Raw genomic sequence first — 16,567 nt, forward strand, 5'->3', positions numbered from 1 at the left:
GATGTCCTCTCTTCTTCCTGGGACTCTTCGTGGAGCTCCGCGTGGAGCCCTGCCTAAGAAACCGGGGGGTCAGGACGACGGCTTCGCACCCGCCAGATAGCGCTGCTCGATGGTCGCGACGAGCTCCTCCAGGCGGTCGTAGGCGGGCGGCTCGACCACGTCGACCAGGCTCGCGGGGATCGGCGCCTTCGCCTTGGTCACCAGGTCCGCGAACACCTGGGGATCGGCGGTGCGGAAGCCGTACCTCGCGGCGAGCCGGGCGAACTCCGGGTCCTCCTGCAGCAGCCGCCCGACCTCGGCCGCCCGGGCCGTGAGCGGAACGAGCGTGTGCTTGCTCAGCACGGTCGGCGCGGGGTAGAGCAGCCGCATGCCGGGCCGGACGGCCCCGCCTCCCGCGAACAGCCGCGCGGCGTACTGCGCCTCGTAGATCACCACCATCGGGGTCTTGCCGATCCCCAGCGCGAGATAGTCCTCGAAGGGCGCCTCGGTGCTGGACTCGGAGTAGCCCTGGTCGAGGAAGAGCGGCGCGATCTTCGCCGCCGCGGCGGTGACCTGTTCCCGCGAGCTCACGACGTCGTCGCCGTTGGCCACGTAGCTGGTCGCCGCGAGATACATGGCGGCGGAGTTCGACGTGCGGACGTCGGTGGTGGTCAGCAGGACCCGCTTGCGCGCCCGGTACGCGGTGTTGCCGGGCAGCGCGTCCCAGCGGGTGCCCCGGGCGACGAGGTCGAGGAACCGCCGCAGGTCGAGGACCTGGTAGCCCGCGCCCGAGTCGCGGACCACCCCCGCCTTCGCCAGCACGTCCACGATCGGCTGGAACGTCGCGACCGCCATCGGCGAGTAGAACGGGGAGTAGGTCCGGGTGATCTTGCGCGCCTGCCGGATCTTCTCCGCCGCCGGGACGCTGGAGGGAAAGGCGAAGTCGTACGGACCCAGGTCGACCGTGGACGCGATCTCGCGGGATCCGGCGGTGTCGACCTCGACCCGCAGCCCGTGCCGGGCGAACGCCGCCCTGACCGCGGGGTCGTCGAAGAAGGGTTTCTTCTCCGAGCCGATGACGCCGCGGACCGTCGTCAGCGCCCCCTGGCCGCCGCTTTGCCCGTCGCCGTCGCCCCGGTCGTCGCCGAGCACGAGGGCGAGGACGACGGCCGCACCCAGCAGCAACGCCAGCCCGATCCCGATCCACCGCTTCATTCCCGGTTTCCTTCGCCCCGTGGCCCTGATCCCCGTACCCGAATTATGGGAGACAAGGGAAATTCACGAGCGAAAGGAAAGGGGTATCGCGCGAAATTCGGTGCATGTTCACGACGAATTCATCGACGCGACGATCAGGACCTCTTCGGCCTGAATGTCGTTACCCCCGAAAAGGGGCAAAGTGCTATTTGCAGGACAAGCTGGATCGGGCGCCGGTGTCCCGCGTCGGCCCTGCCGCACTGCCTGGCCCTGTAGGACCGCCCGGCCCTGAGGGCCGGGCGGGACCCGCGCTCAGGCGAACAGCGTGCGGCCCCAGTAGTCGCCGCCGTCGATCACCCCGGGCGGGCAGGCGAACAGGCCGCTGGAGACGTGCTTGATGTACTCGTTCAGCGCGTCCTTCTGCGCCAGCATGCGCTGGATCGGCACGAACTGCTTGTGCGGGTCGCGCTGGTAGGCGATGAAGAACAGGCCCGCGTCGAGCCGCCCGAGGCCGTCGGAGCCGTCAACGAAGTTGTAGCCACGCCGCAGCAGCCGCGCGCCGCCGTGCGCGTCGGGGTGCGCGAGCCGTACGTGTGCGTTGCCGGCGATCGCCGGCTGCCCGTCCGGGCCCTTCGCGGCGAAGTCCGGCGCGTCGAACTCCTCCTTGCCGGTGAGCGGCGCGCCCTTGCCCTTGTCCCGGCCGAAGATGGCCTCCTGCTCGGCCAGCGGGGCGCGGTCCCAGGTCTCGATGTGCATCCTGATCTTGCGGGTGACGAGGTAGGAGCCGCCGTCCATCCAGGCCGGGCCGTCGCCGGGCGCGGCCCACAGGTGGTCGCGCAGCATGGAGGTGTCCTCCAGCTTGAGGTTGTTGGTGCCGTCCTTGAAGCCCATCAGGTTGCGCGGCGTCGCCTGCGCCCGGGAGGTGGACGAGGTGCGGCCGAAGCCGAGCTGCGAGTAGCGCACGGAGACCTTGCCGAAGCCGATGCGCGCGAGGTTGCGGATCGCGTGCACCGCCACCTGCGGGTCGTGCGCGCACGCCTGCACGCAGATGTCCCCACCGGAGATCTGGGGCTGGAGGTCCTCACCCGGGAAGGCGGGCAGGTCGGCCAGCGCGGGCGGCCTGCGGTCGGCGAGGCCGAACCGGCCGTCGAACAGAGAGGGGCCGAAGCCGACGGTCAGGGTCAGGCCGGACGCGGGCAGGCCGAGGGCCTCGCCGGTGTCGTCCGGCGGCGCCTCCGGCGCGCCGCCCACCGCACCGAAGGTGCCGGCGTCCCTGCCCTGGGTCATCCGGGCCGCGGCCGCCGTCCACTCCTGGAGCAGCTCCACCAGCTCGCCCCGGTCCTTCGTGATCACGTCGAAGGCCACGAAGTGGAGCCGGTCCTGGGCGGGGGTGGTGATGCCGGCCTGGTGGGCGCCGTAGAAGGGGACGGCGTCGGAGGTGGCGGAGGCGAGCGCGACCGGCTGCTCCGCGAGGGACCGGGTGGCGAGCGCGCCCGCTCCGACGGCGGCGACCCCCGCCGCGCCGAGGCCGAACAGCCGCCTGCGGCTCAAGCCCTCGCTCACGGTGCCTCCTCCTCCACCTCGAACATGGTGCGCCCCCTCGTCGCCGTGCCTTCGGGACTGCCTTCCGTACCGCCTCGCGGGCTCACTTGACCACCACCGCCGCGACCCTGCTGATCGGCTCGGCCAGCGCGTTGATCGCGTCGGACAGCGCCCGCAGGTCGTCCTTGGACAGCTCGGTGTGCAGCTTCCACCCGTCGCCGTCGCGGTGCCGGCCGAGCGCCGCCTCCGCGTCGGCGAACTTCGCGTCGAGCGTCTTGACCAGATCGGCGTCGCGCTCCTCCAGGACCGGGCGCAGTGCCTGTACGGCCGCCTTCGACCCCTGCAGGTTCGCGTCGAAGTCCCACAGGTCGGTGTGCGAGTAGCGGTCCTCCTCGCCGGTGATCTTGCCGGTGGCGACCTCGTCCAGCAGCCCCTTGGCGCCGTTGGCGAGCTGCACGGGGGAGAGGTCGACCGTCGCGGACTTCGTCACGATCGTGTTCACGTCGGTCATCAGCTTGTCCGCGATCGGGCCGTCGCCGCCGACGTCCTTCTTGACCCACAGGTCCTTCTCGATGCGGTGGAAGCCGGTCCACTCCTCGCCGTCCGGGACGTCGTTCTCCCGCGCGTCGATGGCCGGGTCGAGGTCGCCGAAGACCTCGGCGACGGGCTCGATCCGCTCCCAGTAGGTGCGGGCGACCGGGTAGAGCTTCTTGGCGGCGGCCACGTCGCCGGCCTTGACCGCCTCGGTGAACTCCCTGGTCTTGTCGAGCAGCGTGTCGGACTGGCTCTTGATGTAGCGCTTGTAGCTGGCCACGGCCTCGGCGAGCCCGGCGTCGCCGCTCAGCGGCTTGTGCTCGCCGCTGACCTTGAGCGGGCCGCGGATGCCCTTGCCGGTCATCCCGGGCTTGCAGGCGGTCTCGTACATGCCGGCGGGAAGCTCCATCACGACCTCGCGGGTCAGGCCGGGCACGATGTTCTCCACCTCGCCCATCACCCGGTCGCCCGGCGCGTACACGTAGAACTCGGTGACCTTCGTGCCGCTGTTGGTGATGGCGAAGGTCGAGGTGCCGGCCGCGAGGTCGGACTTCGCCACCTTGCACTCGGTGTCGGTGGCGGCCACGGCGATCGCGCCGGAGCCCGCCGCGGTCGCCTCGGTGTCGGCACCGGAGCCGGAGCCGGAGGACGAGCACGCGGTGAGGCCTGCCAGGGCCATGGTCACGACGGCCAGGACGGTGGGGGTGCGCATCGGGTGGACTCCGGTCACGAAGCGGGCTGGGGAGACTGGGGCTGCTGAGACTGGGGGGCGGTGCCGGCGGGCGCCTTGGCCGAGGGCCGCCGCAGGAACAGCACGAGCACGGGCACGGCGTAGGCGACCCAGGCGACGGTCTCCAGCACACTGGGCTGGGCCGTGATGTTGAACATGCCGCTCAGCAGCGTCGAGTACCAGGCGCCGGGGTCGAGCACGCCGCTGATGTCGAAGGCGTACGTGCTCAGGCCGGGCAGCAGGCCCGCCTCCTGCAGGTCGTGCACGCCGTACTTGAAGATCCCGGCGGCGACCAGGATCAGCAGCAGGCCGGTCCAGGTGAAGAACTTGGTGAGGTTGATCCGCACCGCGCTGCGGTACAGCCCGTAGCCCAGCGCGACGGAGGTGAGCAGGCCGAGCGTGATGCCGGTGAGCGGGCTCGCGCTGGTGGTCGCGCCCTGGACGGCGGCGAACCACAGCAGGGCGGTCTCCAGCCCTTCGCGGGCGACCGACAGGAAGGCCACCACGACCACGGCCACGGACCCGAGCTGCAGGGCGTCGCTGAGCTTCTCGCGCAGGTCGCCCGACATCCGGCGGGCCGCGGTACGCATCCAGAAGATCATGAAGGTGACGAAGACGGTCGCGGCCAGGGAGGCGAAGGCGTCGAACATCTCGTGCTGCCGGGAGCCGAGGTTGGCCGCGGTGAACGTCAGCAACGCCCCGAACGCCACGGAGAGCGCGACGGCGGCTCCGACACCGGCCCAGACCAGCGGCAGGCGGTCACCCCTGCCGCTCTTCACGAGGAAGGCCACCAGGATGGAGACGACCAGGGTCGCCTCCAGGCCCTCGCGAAGGCCGATGAGGTAACTCGCGAACACGTCGCCCTCCGGATAGTCGGTAAGCCTTACCTAACTTAGGTCAGGTTCACCTTACCGACAAGACCACGATGCCGAGTAACCGGGTAGGGTCTTTGTCACCTCGCGGGACCGTTGGGGCAGGTGAGCGCGGCGCTGCCACACCGTGGTCCGCCTCCCTCCCGCTGCCGGGCGGGCGGCGTAGGTCTCGGTTGGCGACCTATGTCCTGAATCGCGTTGACAGGGCCTGCCGACAGGCCGACAGTGTCTCGGGTGATCTTCCCTCGGACCTTCACACGCCCCGTTCCCGGCGTCGTCGCCGCACTGGCCGCGACCTGCGCGCTCGCCGCCTGTACGGCGCAGCCCGGCGGAACGGGCGGGAACGCCTCCGGTGACACGGCGGGGACGTCGGCCGCCGCCTCCTCCACGGAACCGGCGGCGATGACCCCGGAGGCGTACCGGAGCGCGCTCGCCGCCGCCCGCCGCCCCGCGGGCACAGCCCTCGCCGCCATCGTCAAGGCGCGTACCTTCAAGTCGCTCCACCAGCGCATCGGGCGGGCGGAGAGCGCACTGGAGTCCGCCGTGGCGCGGCTCGGGGCCCTGCGGCCCCCCGGGGACGTCGCCCCCGAGCACGCCGACTACGTGGCGGCGCTGCGCGCCCTCAACGGCAGGCTCGGCGCGCTGGACGAGGACGTCTCGTCGCACGCGTTGTGCAACGGCACGGCCGTGCTGGCGAAGCTGGGCGCGTCGGGAGACTTCAAGAGCTTCCGGGCGTCCGCCGACGACCTGGCGAAGGCCGGCGACTACCCGGTGGTCCCGCTCAAGCCGCCCGCCCGGCACACCCGCCGCCTCGGCAACGGCACGGTGCTGCTGTCGGCGATCCGCGGCGGCCGGGGCGCCCTGACCGTGAAGAACGGCGGATCGCACGACGGCGTCGTCACCCTCGTGCGCGGCGGGCGCAAGGCGGTCAGCGTCTACGTGCGCAAGGGGGCGAACGCGAAGCTCGCGAACGTCAAGGACGGGACCTACCGCGTCTACTTCACCACCGGGGCCGACTACGACAGGGGCGCCCGCGCGTTCACCAGAGACTGCGGCTTCTCCAAGTTCGACGATCCGCTGCGCTTCCGCACCGTCTACTCGGCGGGCCGGGTGAGCTGGGACAACTGGACCCTCACCCTCAACACCGTGTTCGGCGGGAACGCCAGCACGAGCGACGTCGACCCCGACGCGTTCCCCGTCTGACCGCACGGAGGACATGACCGAGGACATGAACGAGGACATGAAGGAGGCCGCGACCCGTGACCGGGCCGCGGCCTCCTTCGCGACGGATGGCGCTCAGCTCGAGAACAGCATGCCGACCCAGCTGTTGCGCCGGTGGCCGTAGTGGCCCCCATGGTGGCCTCCGTGGTGGCCGCCGCCCCAGGCGGGGCCGCCGTGTGCCGGCGGCGGGGGAGCGTAGGTCTGCTGGGCCCACTGGGCCTCCATGTTCGTCAGCGTCTCCAGCTCGCCGTAGTCGAGGAAGATGCCGCGGCAGTTGTCACACTGCTCGATGTGGACCCCGTTGCGGTCGAACGTCCGCATCCGGCCACGGCACTTGGGGCACTGCATGTACGAACTCTCCCTCTGTCAGGTCCCGGCACGGGTGGCCGCGACGATCCTCCCGCAGGCGGACACCAGTGCCTCGGCGGCGTCGTCGGGTGGTTCCCCGGCTCTCGCCCCCGCGGCCACCGCCGTCGCGGCCAGCTGAACGGTCAACGCCCGGGCGGGCGCGTCGAGTTCCCGCCACGGGTCGTCCGCGGAGACCGCGGTCCCGCCCGCCGCGAGGTAGGCGGTGAGCAGCCGCTCCCAGTCGTCCGGGGCGAGCAGCCCGGCGGCGAACCAGGCGGCGGGACGGGCCAGGTCCCAGGCCGGGTCGCCCGGACCGAGGTCGTCGGGGTCGATCAGCAGCCAGCCGCCGCCGTGCCGGACGATCTGGCCGAGGTGCCAGTCGCCGTGCGTCAGCGCGCCGCCCTCCCGCGCCGGCGGCAGCGTCGCGTACGCCTCCAGGATCGGCGCCGCGACGGAGGCGGGAACGCCGGCCGACGCCAGGTCGGCCATGGCCCGCGGCAGCCGCGACGGCCCTCCGGCGGGCGGCAGGCCCGCGGGGACCGGCCGGGCGTGCAGCCGCGCGAGCAGCCGGCCGCCCTCCTCCCACGGCGTCGCCCCCGCCTCCACGTCGTCCATGGTCAGCGGCTCGCCGGCGGGCCAGATCGTGACCAGGCGGCCGTCCAGCCGTTCGAGGCCGAGCGGGGCCAGCATGACGCCGTCGAGCGCGCGGGCCGCGTCGAGCCGGGCGCGCAGGGCCTCCTCGTCGGTGCCGGGCGGGTGCGCCTTGACGACCACGTCGCCGGCCCGGACCACGAGCACCTTGGTCCGCTTCAGCACCGTCACCGGCCCGTCATGTCCCGCCAGACGGGCCAGGTCGCCGGCCTGTAAGCGATGATCGTCCACGGCGGACACCCTAGTGTGCGGGTATGAGGATTGGATTTGCCGTGCCGGTGTCGGGCTCGTGGGCGACGCCGGAGAACATGAGGCGGATCGCCCGCCGCGCCGACGAGCTCGGCTACCACGGGGTGTGGGCGTTCCAGCGGCTGCTCTATCCCGAGGGCCACGCGATGGGGCCCGTCTACCGGAGCGTGCAGGACCCGGTCGTCGCGCTCGCGTACCTGGCGGGGATCACCGAGCGGGTACGGCTCGGCGTGGCCGTGCTCAACCTGCCGTTCGTCAGCCCGGTGCTGCTGGCCAAGCAGCTCTCCACCCTGCAGCAGGTGTCCGGCGGCAGGCTCGACGTGGGTCTCGGGCTGGGCTGGCTGCCGGAGGAGTTCACCGCGTCCGGCGTGCCGATGGAGCGGCGGGGCAGGCGCGCGGAGGAGTACGTCGGCCTGCTGCGGCGGCTGTGGACCGAGGACGTCGTCGAGCACAGGGGCGAGTTCTACGAGGTGCCGCGCTCCCACCAGGACCCCCGGCCCGCCACGCCGCCGCCCGTCCTGCTGGGCGGCACCGCGCGGGTCGCGCTGGAGCGCGCCGGGCGGATCGCGGACGGCTGGATCAGCTCCAGCCGCGCCGACCTCGGCACCATCGACCAGCAGATCGCCATCGTGAAGGAGGCGGCCCGGGAGGCCGGACGCGACCCGGACGCGCTGCGGTTCGTCGTACGAGGCGTCACCCGCGTCCGCCCGGCGGACGAGGGCCCGCTGACCGGGCCGTACGACAAGATCCGGCGGGACGTCGAGGAGCTCGCGGCCAGGGGGGTGACCGAGGTGTTCCACGACCTCAACTTCGACCCCGAGATCGGCAACCCCGAGGCCGACCCCGGAGAGTCCCTGCGCCGTGCCGAGGAGGCCCTCGACGCCCTCGCCCCGTAGCGGGCGCCGCTCGGGTCCGGTGAACCTTTCCGCCTTGAATGCCGACTGTCTCTCTGACGTGTGGCGCGAGACAGGTGGGTGCGGTGAGCGACGACAGGCTGCTGGTGGTGCGCTGCCAGCTCGGGGAGCGAGAAGCCTTCCGGGAGCTGGTGGGTGTCTGGCATGCCCCGGTGTGGCGCTACGTGCGGGGCATGGTCGGCTCGCCGCACCTCGCGGACGATCTCTCCCAGGAGGTGTGGGTCGCCGTGGTGCGCGGACTGCCACGGCTGCGGCAGCCGGAGCGGTTCGCCCCGTGGCTGTTCACCATCGCTCGGCGCGCGGTCGCCGACCACCTGCGGCAGGCATACCAGGCTTCGGAGACGTCCATGGAGGAGGCGGACGCCGTCGCCGGCGACGACTCTCTCGGCGACGTGCTGACCACGATGCAGGTAGAAGCCGGTCTTGGCGAACTGCCGCCTCCGGAGCGTGAGGTGCTGATCCTGTTCCACCTGCAGGATCTGCCTCTGACCGTCTGCGCGGAGGTGCTCGGCGTACCGCCCGGCACGGTCAAGAGCAGGCTGCACCGCGCACGCCGAATGTTGCGCAGTGCCCTTGCCGAAAGGGGATATGAGGCATGAGCGAGCAGACTCCCGCAGCTCGGCGGGATGTGCCCACGGAACTCGAGCGCGCGCTGGCTGCGGAGATCTCGCTGGGCTCCCGGATGCGCCACGTGGCGGTGGGCCTGGCGGGAGGGTGTGCGGCGGCACTGATCGCCGTGCTGTGGGCCACAGAGCCGTATCCGCTTCCCGCGCGCACCCAGGCCGCCTTCGCCGCGCTGATCGCGATCGGGCTGGCCTGGGCCGCCTTCGCCGGCTGGACGCTGAGCAGGCGCCGGCCGTTGTTCGCCCGGGACCGGGTGCTGGGAGCCTGGCTCGCGCTCGTGGTCACCGTGGTGACCGGCGTGGCCGGGACGGCACTGGCCGCGGCACGCGGTACCACGGCCGAGGCCCTGGCCACTGCCCTGGCCGGTGTCGCGCTCGTCGCCGCGGCAGGACTTGTTTTGGTCCGAGCGCGGGCCCGGCGTCGCGAGTTGTTGCGGCTGCGGGACGCTCTGCGAGAGGACACCGCCCGAATCCCCGGAACGCACCGTCCGGACTCATCCTGATCACCGAGGAGGCCGCCGTGAACGACAGGATCACCCCAGTCGGCTCGCCGGCCCTCCCGAGGTGAGCGCGGACTTGCTCGATGCGGCGCTAGATCATGCCGTACGCGCGGGCGACGAGCTCGTGGGAGCGCAGCCGCGCCGGGGCGCCGTGGACCATCGTGGTGATCATCAGCTCGTCGGCCCCGGTGCGTTTGCGCAGCTCCTCCAGCCCGGCCCGGACGGTCTCGGCGTCGCCGTGCACGACGGTCGACAGCCGGTCGCGGACGAAGTCCCGCTCGATCGGGGTGTACGGATAGGCCAGCGCCTCCTCGGGAGTCGGCATCCGGCCGGGCCGGCCGTGGCGCATCCGCAGCCACGACAGCGCGCCCGGCATGACCTGCCGCAGCGCCTCCTCCTCGGTGTCGGCGGCGACCGCCGCCACCCCGATCAGCGCGTACGGGCGGTCGAGCACCTCGGAGGGACGGAAGGAGGAGCGGTAGAGGTCGAGCGCGGGCTCGGTGTTGGCGGCGCTGAAGTGGTGGGCGAAGGCGAACGGCAGCCCCAGCAGCCCGGCCAGCCTGGCGCTGAACCCGCTGGATCCGAGCAGCCAGATCGGCGGCCGGCCCGTGGCCGCCGAGTCGGGCCCGCCCGGCACGGCCCGGATCCTCTCGTACGGGTGCCCGGACGGGAAGGAGCCGTCGAGGAACCCGGTCAGCTCGGCCACCTGCCGGGGGAAGTCGTCGGGGTCCACCTCGGCGGAGCGGCGCAGCGCGTTCGCCGTCGCCATGTCGGTGCCCGGGGCGCGGCCGAGGCCGAGGTCGATCCGGCCGGGGTGCAGCGCGTGCAGCGTGCCGAACTGCTCGGCGATCACCAGCGGGGCGTGGTTGGGCAGCATCACGCCGCCCGACCCGATCCGGATCGTCCGGGTGGCCGCCGCGAGATGCGCGATGAGCACGGCCGGGGAGGAGCTCGCCACCCCGGGCATGCCGTGGTGCTCGGCGACCCAGATGCGGTGATACCCCCACTCTTCGGCCCGCCGGGCCAGCTCGGTGGCGTCGCGCAGCGACTCGGTGGCCGTCTGGCCCTCGCCGACGGTCGCGAGCTCCAGGATCGACAGTGTCACTCCGGCCGTCCCGCGCGGCACGCCGCGGATCGCATCCTCGCCGCTCATGCCACTCCCTCGCCGCGCGGTCCGGGATCGCGTGGGCCGGTCGGGCCGTGCGTGCCGTCCTGTCTGTTTCGCTCGCTCATGTTCGCCCCAACCTGAGGTCGCATCCGGATAATTCCCGGTGCCCGGCGAAATGTGCTTCGGTGCCCCGTCACCTGCCATGCTTGGACGCATGAGCGAGCGAAAGCCCATTGAGTCGTGGTTGTCTGATATGGATGGCGTACTGGTCCACGAGGGCCAGCCGGTGCCGGGCGCGGACGAGTTCATCAGGCGGCTGAAGGAGTCGGGGAAGAGGTTCCTCGTCCTCACCAACAACTCGATCTACACCGCCCGCGACCTGTCCGTACGGCTGCGCGCGGCGGGGCTGGACGTGCCCGCCGAGTCGATCTGGACCTCCGCGCTGGCCACCGCCAAGTTCCTCGCCGACCAGCGGCCCGAGGGCTCGGCGTACGTCATCGGCGAGGCGGGGCTGACCACGGCCCTGCACGAGGTCGGCTACGTGCTGACCGACCTCGACCCCGACTACGTGGTGCTGGGGGAGACCCGCACCTACAGCTTCACGTCGATAACCCGGGCGATCCGGCTGATCGACAACGGCGCCCGGTTCATCGCGACCAACCCCGACCCCATCGGCCCGTCGACCGAGGGCTCGCTGCCGGCCTGCGGCGCGGTCGCCGCGATGATCACCAAGGCGACCGGGGTCGAGCCGTACTTCGTCGGCAAGCCGAACCCGATGATGATGCGCAGCGCGCTCAACCAGATCGACGCGCACAGCGAGAGCACCGCGATGATCGGCGACCGTATGGACACCGACGTGGTCTGCGGCATCGAGGCGGGCCTGAACACGATCCTGGTGCTCACCGGCGTCACCCAGAAGGACCAGATCGACCGGTACCCCTTCCGGCCCACGCAGGTGGTCAACTCCGTGGCCGACCTCATCGACCTCGTCTGATCCGGCGGGCGGGAACCTGACAGGGGCTGGCAGGTACCGCTGCCATGCTGGCCCCATGAACCACCGCGTCTATCTGGAGATCGGGCCCAAGAGGGTCTTCGCCTGCTCGGCCGACTGGCCGGGCTGGTGCCGCATCGGCAGGACCGAGGAGGCCGCGATCGAGGCCCTCCTGGACTACACGCCGCGCTACCGCGTGATCGCCGGGCGGGCCGGGCTGGAGTTCGCGCCGGGGGACCCCGAGATCGTCGAGCGGGTCAAGGGAGACCGCAACACGGACTTCGGCGCGATCGGCGCGATCCCCGGCCTCGACCGGGAGCCGGTGGGCGCGCCGGAGGCCGCCCGTACGGTCGCCCTCGCCCGGGCGGCGTGGGACGTCTTCGCCGAGGTGGCCGCGGCGTCCCCCGAGGAGCTGCGCAAGGGCCCGAGGGGCGGCGGCAGGGACCGGGACAAGATGGTCGCCCACGTCGTCGAGGCCGAGCGGGCCTACGCCAGGAAGATCGGCGTACGGCACAAGCCGTTCAAGGACACGGCCGGTCTGGCCGCCCTGCGCGAGGACATCGTCCGTGTCCTGTCGCGGCCGTCGGACGGCGGGCCGCTCGTCGAGGGCGGATGGCCGGCCCGCTACGCCGCCCGCCGGATCGTCTGGCACGTGGCCGACCACATCTGGGAGATGGAGGACCGGCGAATCTAGGGTGGTAACTTGTTACCATGGTAACAGTAGAGCGCACCCAGACCGGCCTGCGCGTCGAACGCAACACGCTGAAGGTGCTCAAGGGCCTGGCCGAATACCTGGACATCTCCCTCGGCGACCTCGTCGAGGGGATCGTCCTGCACGCCTTCGAGGGCAAGGCGCCGTTCGGGCCGGAGACCCTCACGAAGATCGGGCAGCTCAGAGAGGTCTACGGCCTGACGCTCACGGCCGCCGACGCCCACCTGCTGGAGGAGAGGTGAGCGCCGCGCCGCGACGCCGCCGTCTCACCGGCGGCCTGCGGGTCGCGCTCCCGCCGGCCGAGGCGTTCCGGCTCTTCACGCCGTACGGCGAGCGCGAGTGGGTCGAGGGCTGGGAGCCGCGGTTCCCCGACAAGGTCGCGGACGACACGGCGCCGGGGACGGTCTTCCAGACCGGCGCGGACGGCGCGATCACCACCTGGATCGTCCTCCACCGCACTCATGACCCCCGCGAGCCCGGCTCGTCGGTCTCCTACGCCCGCGTGCGCGAGGGAGTCCACGCCGGGACGGTCGGCGTCACGCTCGCGCCGGGCGAGGACGGGCACAGCGACGTGACGGTCACCTACGACCTCACTCCGCTGACCGCCGCGGCCGAGGCCGAACTGGCCGGGTTCGCCGACGGCTACCCCGCGTTCCTCCTCTCCTGGGAGGAGGCCATCGCCGCCCACCTCGAGACGTCCGGAGGAGATCGGTAGAGGATGCGGGCGTCCCCGCCGATGACCGCCGGCCGGTTCGGCCGGTCGTTCTCCCGGGGCCGGGGGCCTCCGGGAGAACGACCGGCGTCACGGCTCGCCGCGGCGGCTCACAGGGTCCGGCGGATCACCGGACCCAGGGGTCGACGCCGTACAGGATCCGGTTCTTCACCCCTTCCCCCTCGGTGAGCGACCAGAGGATCGGCGGCTGGGCCGGGTCGGCGGACCGGTGCCAGTACAGGTCCTGCACGCCCCTGCCCGCGAAGTGCGGCGTCGGCTGTCCGCCCGGCACGGCCTCGTACCGCCGGCCCAGCGTGGCGGTCCTGTTGTTGCTCATCGTGAACTGGTACAGGCCGTTCCACGAGACGCTGCCCTGGGTCCACGGCGTCGGCTGGGTGAACGCCTGGGTCGCGCGCGCACTGCCGTCCGCGCCGTACGCGAGGCAGCCGCGGTCGCAGACGCCGGCGTCGGGTGCCATGGCGTACCGCGCGACCCGGCCCGTCGGCGCCGCCTGCCCGGCGGCCGGCCGGCAGGTCGGGGTGGGCTCACGGGGGTCGCACCACTCGCCGGTGAGGACGCTCGGCGGCGTCGTGCTCCGGTCGAGGCCGAGATACCCGAAGCACGGCGGGCTGCTGTTGGACCGGCAGCGCACCCCGGTGATCCCCGGTCGCCAGATGCCCCGCAGGGGCAGGATGTACCGGTATCCGTTCGTGTAGTAGGTGCCGCCCCGCAGGCCGATCGGCCCTCCCGTCGTACCGATGTCGCTCACCGCGCTCAGGGACAGATCGAACAGATCCCGCAGGTCGAAGACGAGAATGCCGTTGTTCTCCGGATGCTGCCGGTTGTCGTCGGCGACGAGCAGGTACTGGTGATACCAGACGACTCCGCCCGCGTGGATCCGCATGGGCCCGAAGGAGACGGCCCCGCTCTCGCTCTGGAACGGATTCACCAGAAGGACGTGCTGGTAGTGGTTGAACGGCCCGACGCCCACCTCGTTCAGGAACGTCACGCGCGACTCGTCGTTGGCCGGCCCGTGCCACGAGAAGACGAACGCCCGCGCGGTGTCGTCGTAGGCCGTGCCCTGGGCGGTCGAGTCCCAGGTGCCGCTGATCCCCTGCGGCGTCCACGGGCCGGTGGCGTCGCCCGGAGCCAGGCAGAACCAGTCGACGACGTCACGGACCCGGTCGCCCTGCGGGGTGACCAGCGCTCCGCTGTCCTGCACCGGCATGGGGCACCTCCGGTTGGCGAAGGGGCCGCGCGGCAGGGAGCCGGCCAGCACCTCCGACACCGTGCTGTAGCGGTAGCCCGGCGGCGAGAACCGCAGATCGGTGCGGAGCCGTTCGTTGAGATCGTCGTAGGCGTACGGGCCGTTCCGGTCGTCCCAGTGCAGGGTGAAGTCGGCGGGGCTGGTGGTGCGCATCGGGACCGGTGTCGGGACCGGTTGCGCCCCCACCACGGGAGGGTCGGCCGGGTCCGCGGGATCCGTCCGGGGATCGCCCGGCGCGCCGCCCCGCCCGTCGCCGGGAGCGCGCTCACCGGGACCCGCGATCTCCTCGCCGACCGGCGCGTCGCCCACGCTCCTTACGGCGTTCAGGTCGCCCGCGGTGACGGCCTTCCCGTCCGCGGCCTGCCAGTTGTACGGCAGCGCCCCCGTGCCCGTGACCGCCTTCTGCAGCGGTGCGAGGACCTGGGTGAGATCGCGCAGCGCGTGCTGCGTCTGTGTGCCGTTCTGCCGCTCGTGCTGCGAGTGCCGCTTCCTGTTCTTGTTCCTGTCCTTGCCCTTCCCGCCTGGCGGGGGCGCGGAAAGGAGGGCCGTGCCGCCGGAGTCTCCCTTCGCCGCGGCCGTGGCGGCACCGTGGAGCAGCGGGGAGAGCATGATCAATGCGGTGCTTATAGCGAGAAATCTGACAAAGTCGCTGGCTCTGGGCAACGTGATTCCTTCTGCGTCGATTCTCGCCGGAAATCCGCCAGATGTGCCGGTCGCGGCGAGAATTTCTCCTTCGGATCCATCACGGATCGTCCGCCGAATTCCTCGGCCGAAGGAGCGGCAAACGACAGTCGGGGAGCTCTTGTCCCGCCGATTGTCGCTTCGTTGACGACGCCCTTGGATATGGCCTTTTCGCCGGATTCTGGGAGCGCGGCGGGCGTGCCCGCCGAGGGGCTCAGTCCTCCGTACGGCGCAGGCGCTTGAGGTCGGAGCGGTGCTTCTTGGCCGCGAGGCGGCGCTCGACCGCGCCTCTGGAGGGCTTGGTGGAACGGCGCCGCTTGGGCGGCGGCGCGATCGCGTCGCGGAGCAGGGCGGCCAGCCGTTCCCGCGCCGCCTCGCGGTTGCGCAACTGCGACCGGTGCTCCGAGGCCGTCACCGTGATCACGCCGTCCACCAGCCGGGCGGCGAGGCGTTCGAGCGCCCGGGCCCGGAGCACCGGACCGAAGGCGGTCGTGCGCGCGACGTCGAAGCCCAGCTCGACCCGGCTGTCGGTGGTGTTGACGCCCTGGCCGCCCGGGCCCGACGAACGGGAGAAACGCCAGGTCAGCTCGGCCTCCGGCACGACGATCGAGCCACGGACGGGCAGCGGGCCTGGCATGACGATTCCTCTTCGGTCGAACGGACGGGACCAACAGGCGGGTCGAACGGACAGGACGAACAACTTATCCGTGTAGATACCACCGGCGCGCGTCATTTATCACCGTAAACGCGGCTTGTGGTTGTCACGGTCCAGCACGTCGTGCACAGTGACCTCCGAAAACCCTATGACCTCCGGAAACCGCATGACCTCCGGAAACCGGTGGGTTCCGAATACGGGCGACATGGTGGGGCGGGAGCATGACCTCGATCGTCGGCGTGCACGGCATCGGCAAGTACCACTACTACGAGGACGCCGGCGGATCGGCGGACGGCGCCGCCGCGGCCGTGCGGGCCAAGTGGAACGCCTACCTGCACCAGGGGCTGGGCGGACGGGCGGGCGGCGCGGGCGACTACTTCACCGAGATCGCCTACTACGCCCATCACCTGCACAGCGGCCCGCCCCGGCCGGTGCGGCAGATGGCGACTCCGTCGAAGCTGGTCTTCGCCGACTGGGCCGCCCAGCTCGGCGGCCCGTTCCGGGACGCGGCGGGGGAGTCGCTGACCGGCATCGCGCACCTGCTCGCCGAGTGGCTGCTCGCGAGGCTGGGCCCCGCGGCGGTGCGCTTCGCGCAGGACTTCTGCCCGGAGGTGGCCACCTATCTCGGCGGCGGCGCCCCGCGCGTACGGGCCCGCGACACCGTGGCCGACGTCATCCGCCGGCGCCGCCCCCGAGCCGTCGTCGCGCACTCCCTCGGCAGCGTGGTCACGTACGAGGCGCTGTGGGCCCATCCCGACCTGTCCGTCGACCTGCTGGTCACGCTGGGCAGCCCCCTCGGCATGCGCCGCGTCGTGTTCGACCGGCTCGCCCCCGTGCCGGTCCGGGGCCGGGGAGCGCGCCCGCCGGGCGTGCGCCGCTGGATCAACATCGCCGACAAGGACGACATCGCCGCCATCCCGGCCGCGCTGGCGTCGTGCTTCGACGGCGTCGAGCGGGACGTCTCCTGCGACATCGACTGGCTCGACTTCCACACCGTGCGCAACTACCTGCGCTGCGGGGGTGCCAACGAGTATCTGAAGCCCTTCGTCGCCTGAGTCGCGCACACGCGTTATGATCGTACGAC

The 16,567-nt window shown here is 72.0% G+C and carries 18 protein-coding genes; 9 read left to right on the top strand and 9 right to left on the bottom strand.

Annotated elements, in window-relative coordinates:
* Positions 1–69 precede the first annotated feature (69 nt).
* The 4 genes from F5972_RS18810 to efeU all read right to left on the bottom strand — a co-directional run bounded on the left by F5972_RS18810 (position 70) and on the right by efeU (position 4,836).
* A complete protein-coding gene (locus F5972_RS18810) occupies positions 70–1,194 on the bottom strand; it encodes a hypothetical protein (protein ID WP_150934851.1) in 1,125 nt (374 codons plus the stop codon).
* A 291-nt stretch (positions 1,195–1,485) separates the two neighbouring features.
* A complete protein-coding gene (gene efeB, locus F5972_RS18815) occupies positions 1,486–2,736 on the bottom strand; it encodes an iron uptake transporter deferrochelatase/peroxidase subunit (RefSeq protein ID WP_150934852.1) in 1,251 nt (416 codons plus the stop codon).
* Positions 2,737–2,818: 82 nt separating this feature from the next.
* Complete coding sequence (gene efeO / locus F5972_RS18820; protein WP_150934853.1) at positions 2,819–3,961, bottom strand: iron uptake system protein EfeO; 1,143 nt, start codon at positions 3,959–3,961, stop codon at positions 2,819–2,821.
* Positions 3,962–3,975: 14 nt separating this feature from the next.
* The gene (gene efeU / locus F5972_RS18825) at positions 3,976–4,836 is read right to left on the bottom strand and encodes an iron uptake transporter permease EfeU (RefSeq protein WP_150934854.1); all 861 of its coding nucleotides are present in this window, start codon (positions 4,834–4,836) and stop codon (positions 3,976–3,978) included.
* Between the two features lie 249 nt (positions 4,837–5,085).
* Here efeU and F5972_RS18830 point away from each other — a divergent pair, with 249 nt between their 5' ends.
* Complete coding sequence (locus F5972_RS18830; protein WP_150934855.1) at positions 5,086–6,054, top strand: hypothetical protein; 969 nt, start codon at positions 5,086–5,088, stop codon at positions 6,052–6,054.
* Between the two features lie 93 nt (positions 6,055–6,147).
* Here F5972_RS18830 and F5972_RS18835 read toward each other — a convergent pair whose 3' ends face one another.
* Entirely contained in the window at positions 6,148–6,420 is a 273-nt protein-coding gene (locus F5972_RS18835) for a TFIIB-type zinc ribbon-containing protein (protein ID WP_150934856.1), read from the bottom strand.
* Positions 6,421–6,438: 18 nt separating this feature from the next.
* Positions 6,439–7,302, bottom strand: coding sequence for a phosphotransferase family protein (locus tag F5972_RS18840; RefSeq protein WP_150934857.1), 864 nt, complete (start codon positions 7,300–7,302; stop codon positions 6,439–6,441).
* Between the two features lie 23 nt (positions 7,303–7,325).
* On the opposite strand from F5972_RS18840, the gene F5972_RS18845 reads away from it, so the two are divergent.
* From F5972_RS18845 to F5972_RS18855, 3 genes are all read left to right on the top strand, one after another.
* A complete protein-coding gene (locus F5972_RS18845; protein ID WP_150934858.1) occupies positions 7,326–8,216 on the top strand; it encodes a TIGR03619 family F420-dependent LLM class oxidoreductase in 891 nt (296 codons plus the stop codon).
* Between the two features lie 83 nt (positions 8,217–8,299).
* Positions 8,300–8,833, top strand: coding sequence for an RNA polymerase sigma factor (locus F5972_RS18850; RefSeq protein ID WP_225311628.1), 534 nt, complete (start codon positions 8,300–8,302; stop codon positions 8,831–8,833).
* Positions 8,830–9,360: a transmembrane transport protein gene (locus F5972_RS18855; RefSeq protein ID WP_150934860.1), complete on the top strand. Its 531-nt coding sequence runs from the start codon at positions 8,830–8,832 to the stop codon at positions 9,358–9,360. Before F5972_RS18850 ends, F5972_RS18855 begins: the two co-directional genes overlap by 4 nt.
* An 88-nt stretch (positions 9,361–9,448) precedes the next feature.
* Here F5972_RS18855 and F5972_RS18860 read toward each other — a convergent pair whose 3' ends face one another.
* Positions 9,449–10,510, bottom strand: coding sequence for an LLM class flavin-dependent oxidoreductase (locus tag F5972_RS18860; RefSeq protein WP_150934861.1), 1,062 nt, complete (start codon positions 10,508–10,510; stop codon positions 9,449–9,451).
* Positions 10,511–10,679: 169 nt separating this feature from the next.
* Between F5972_RS18860 and F5972_RS18865 the strand changes: the two genes are divergently transcribed.
* The 4 genes from F5972_RS18865 to F5972_RS18880 are packed head-to-tail and all read left to right on the top strand — an operon-like array spanning position 10,680 to position 12,883.
* Complete coding sequence (locus tag F5972_RS18865) at positions 10,680–11,459, top strand: HAD-IIA family hydrolase (protein ID WP_117410502.1); 780 nt, start codon at positions 10,680–10,682, stop codon at positions 11,457–11,459.
* A 55-nt stretch (positions 11,460–11,514) separates the two neighbouring features.
* Entirely contained in the window at positions 11,515–12,150 is a 636-nt protein-coding gene (locus F5972_RS18870) for a hypothetical protein (protein WP_150934862.1), read from the top strand.
* Between the two features lie 17 nt (positions 12,151–12,167).
* Complete coding sequence (locus F5972_RS18875; RefSeq protein WP_150934863.1) at positions 12,168–12,410, top strand: hypothetical protein; 243 nt, start codon at positions 12,168–12,170, stop codon at positions 12,408–12,410.
* Positions 12,407–12,883 (top strand): SRPBCC family protein, encoded by a 477-nt coding sequence (locus F5972_RS18880; protein WP_150934864.1) that lies wholly within the window; start codon positions 12,407–12,409, stop codon positions 12,881–12,883. The genes F5972_RS18875 and F5972_RS18880 overlap by 4 nt, the downstream gene beginning before the upstream one ends.
* Positions 12,884–13,007: 124 nt before the next feature.
* On the opposite strand, the gene F5972_RS18885 is transcribed toward F5972_RS18880, so the two are convergent.
* Together F5972_RS18885 and arfB are read right to left on the bottom strand one after the other, a co-directional pair.
* Positions 13,008–14,762 (bottom strand): hypothetical protein, encoded by a 1,755-nt coding sequence (locus F5972_RS18885; RefSeq protein WP_191910201.1) that lies wholly within the window; start codon positions 14,760–14,762, stop codon positions 13,008–13,010.
* 280 nt (positions 14,763–15,042) lie between these two features.
* Complete coding sequence (gene arfB / locus F5972_RS18895; RefSeq protein WP_150934867.1) at positions 15,043–15,465, bottom strand: alternative ribosome rescue aminoacyl-tRNA hydrolase ArfB; 423 nt, start codon at positions 15,463–15,465, stop codon at positions 15,043–15,045.
* Between the two features lie 239 nt (positions 15,466–15,704).
* On the opposite strand from arfB, the gene F5972_RS18900 reads away from it, so the two are divergent.
* Positions 15,705–16,538 carry a hypothetical protein gene (locus F5972_RS18900; RefSeq protein WP_150934868.1) on the top strand — a complete coding sequence of 278 codons (834 nt, stop codon included), beginning with the start codon at positions 15,705–15,707 and terminating at the stop codon, positions 16,536–16,538.
* Positions 16,539–16,567: the final 29 nt, after the last annotated feature.

This window comes from Microbispora cellulosiformans, assembly GCF_008728085.1.
In the GTDB taxonomy this organism is placed as follows: Bacteria; Actinomycetota; Actinomycetes; order Streptosporangiales; family Streptosporangiaceae; genus Microbispora; species Microbispora amethystogenes.

Coding starts and splice junctions, on each gene's coding strand:
- F5972_RS18865 (WP_117410502.1), top strand. CDS start 10,680: ATGAGCGAGCGAAAGCCCATTGAGTCGTGGTTGTCTGATATGGATGGC.
- F5972_RS18810 (WP_150934851.1), bottom strand. CDS start 1,194: ATGAAGCGGTGGATCGGGATCGGGCTGGCGTTGCTGCTGGGTGCGGCC.
- F5972_RS18870 (WP_150934862.1), top strand. CDS start 11,515: ATGAACCACCGCGTCTATCTGGAGATCGGGCCCAAGAGGGTCTTCGCC.
- arfB (WP_150934867.1), bottom strand. CDS start 15,465: ATGCCAGGCCCGCTGCCCGTCCGTGGCTCGATCGTCGTGCCGGAGGCC.
- efeO (WP_150934853.1), bottom strand. CDS start 3,961: ATGCGCACCCCCACCGTCCTGGCCGTCGTGACCATGGCCCTGGCAGGC.
- F5972_RS18875 (WP_150934863.1), top strand. CDS start 12,168: ATGGTAACAGTAGAGCGCACCCAGACCGGCCTGCGCGTCGAACGCAAC.
- F5972_RS18900 (WP_150934868.1), top strand. CDS start 15,705: ATGACCTCGATCGTCGGCGTGCACGGCATCGGCAAGTACCACTACTAC.
- F5972_RS18845 (WP_150934858.1), top strand. CDS start 7,326: ATGAGGATTGGATTTGCCGTGCCGGTGTCGGGCTCGTGGGCGACGCCG.
- F5972_RS18860 (WP_150934861.1), bottom strand. CDS start 10,510: ATGAGCGGCGAGGATGCGATCCGCGGCGTGCCGCGCGGGACGGCCGGA.
- F5972_RS18855 (WP_150934860.1), top strand. CDS start 8,830: ATGAGCGAGCAGACTCCCGCAGCTCGGCGGGATGTGCCCACGGAACTC.
- F5972_RS18835 (WP_150934856.1), bottom strand. CDS start 6,420: ATGCAGTGCCCCAAGTGCCGTGGCCGGATGCGGACGTTCGACCGCAAC.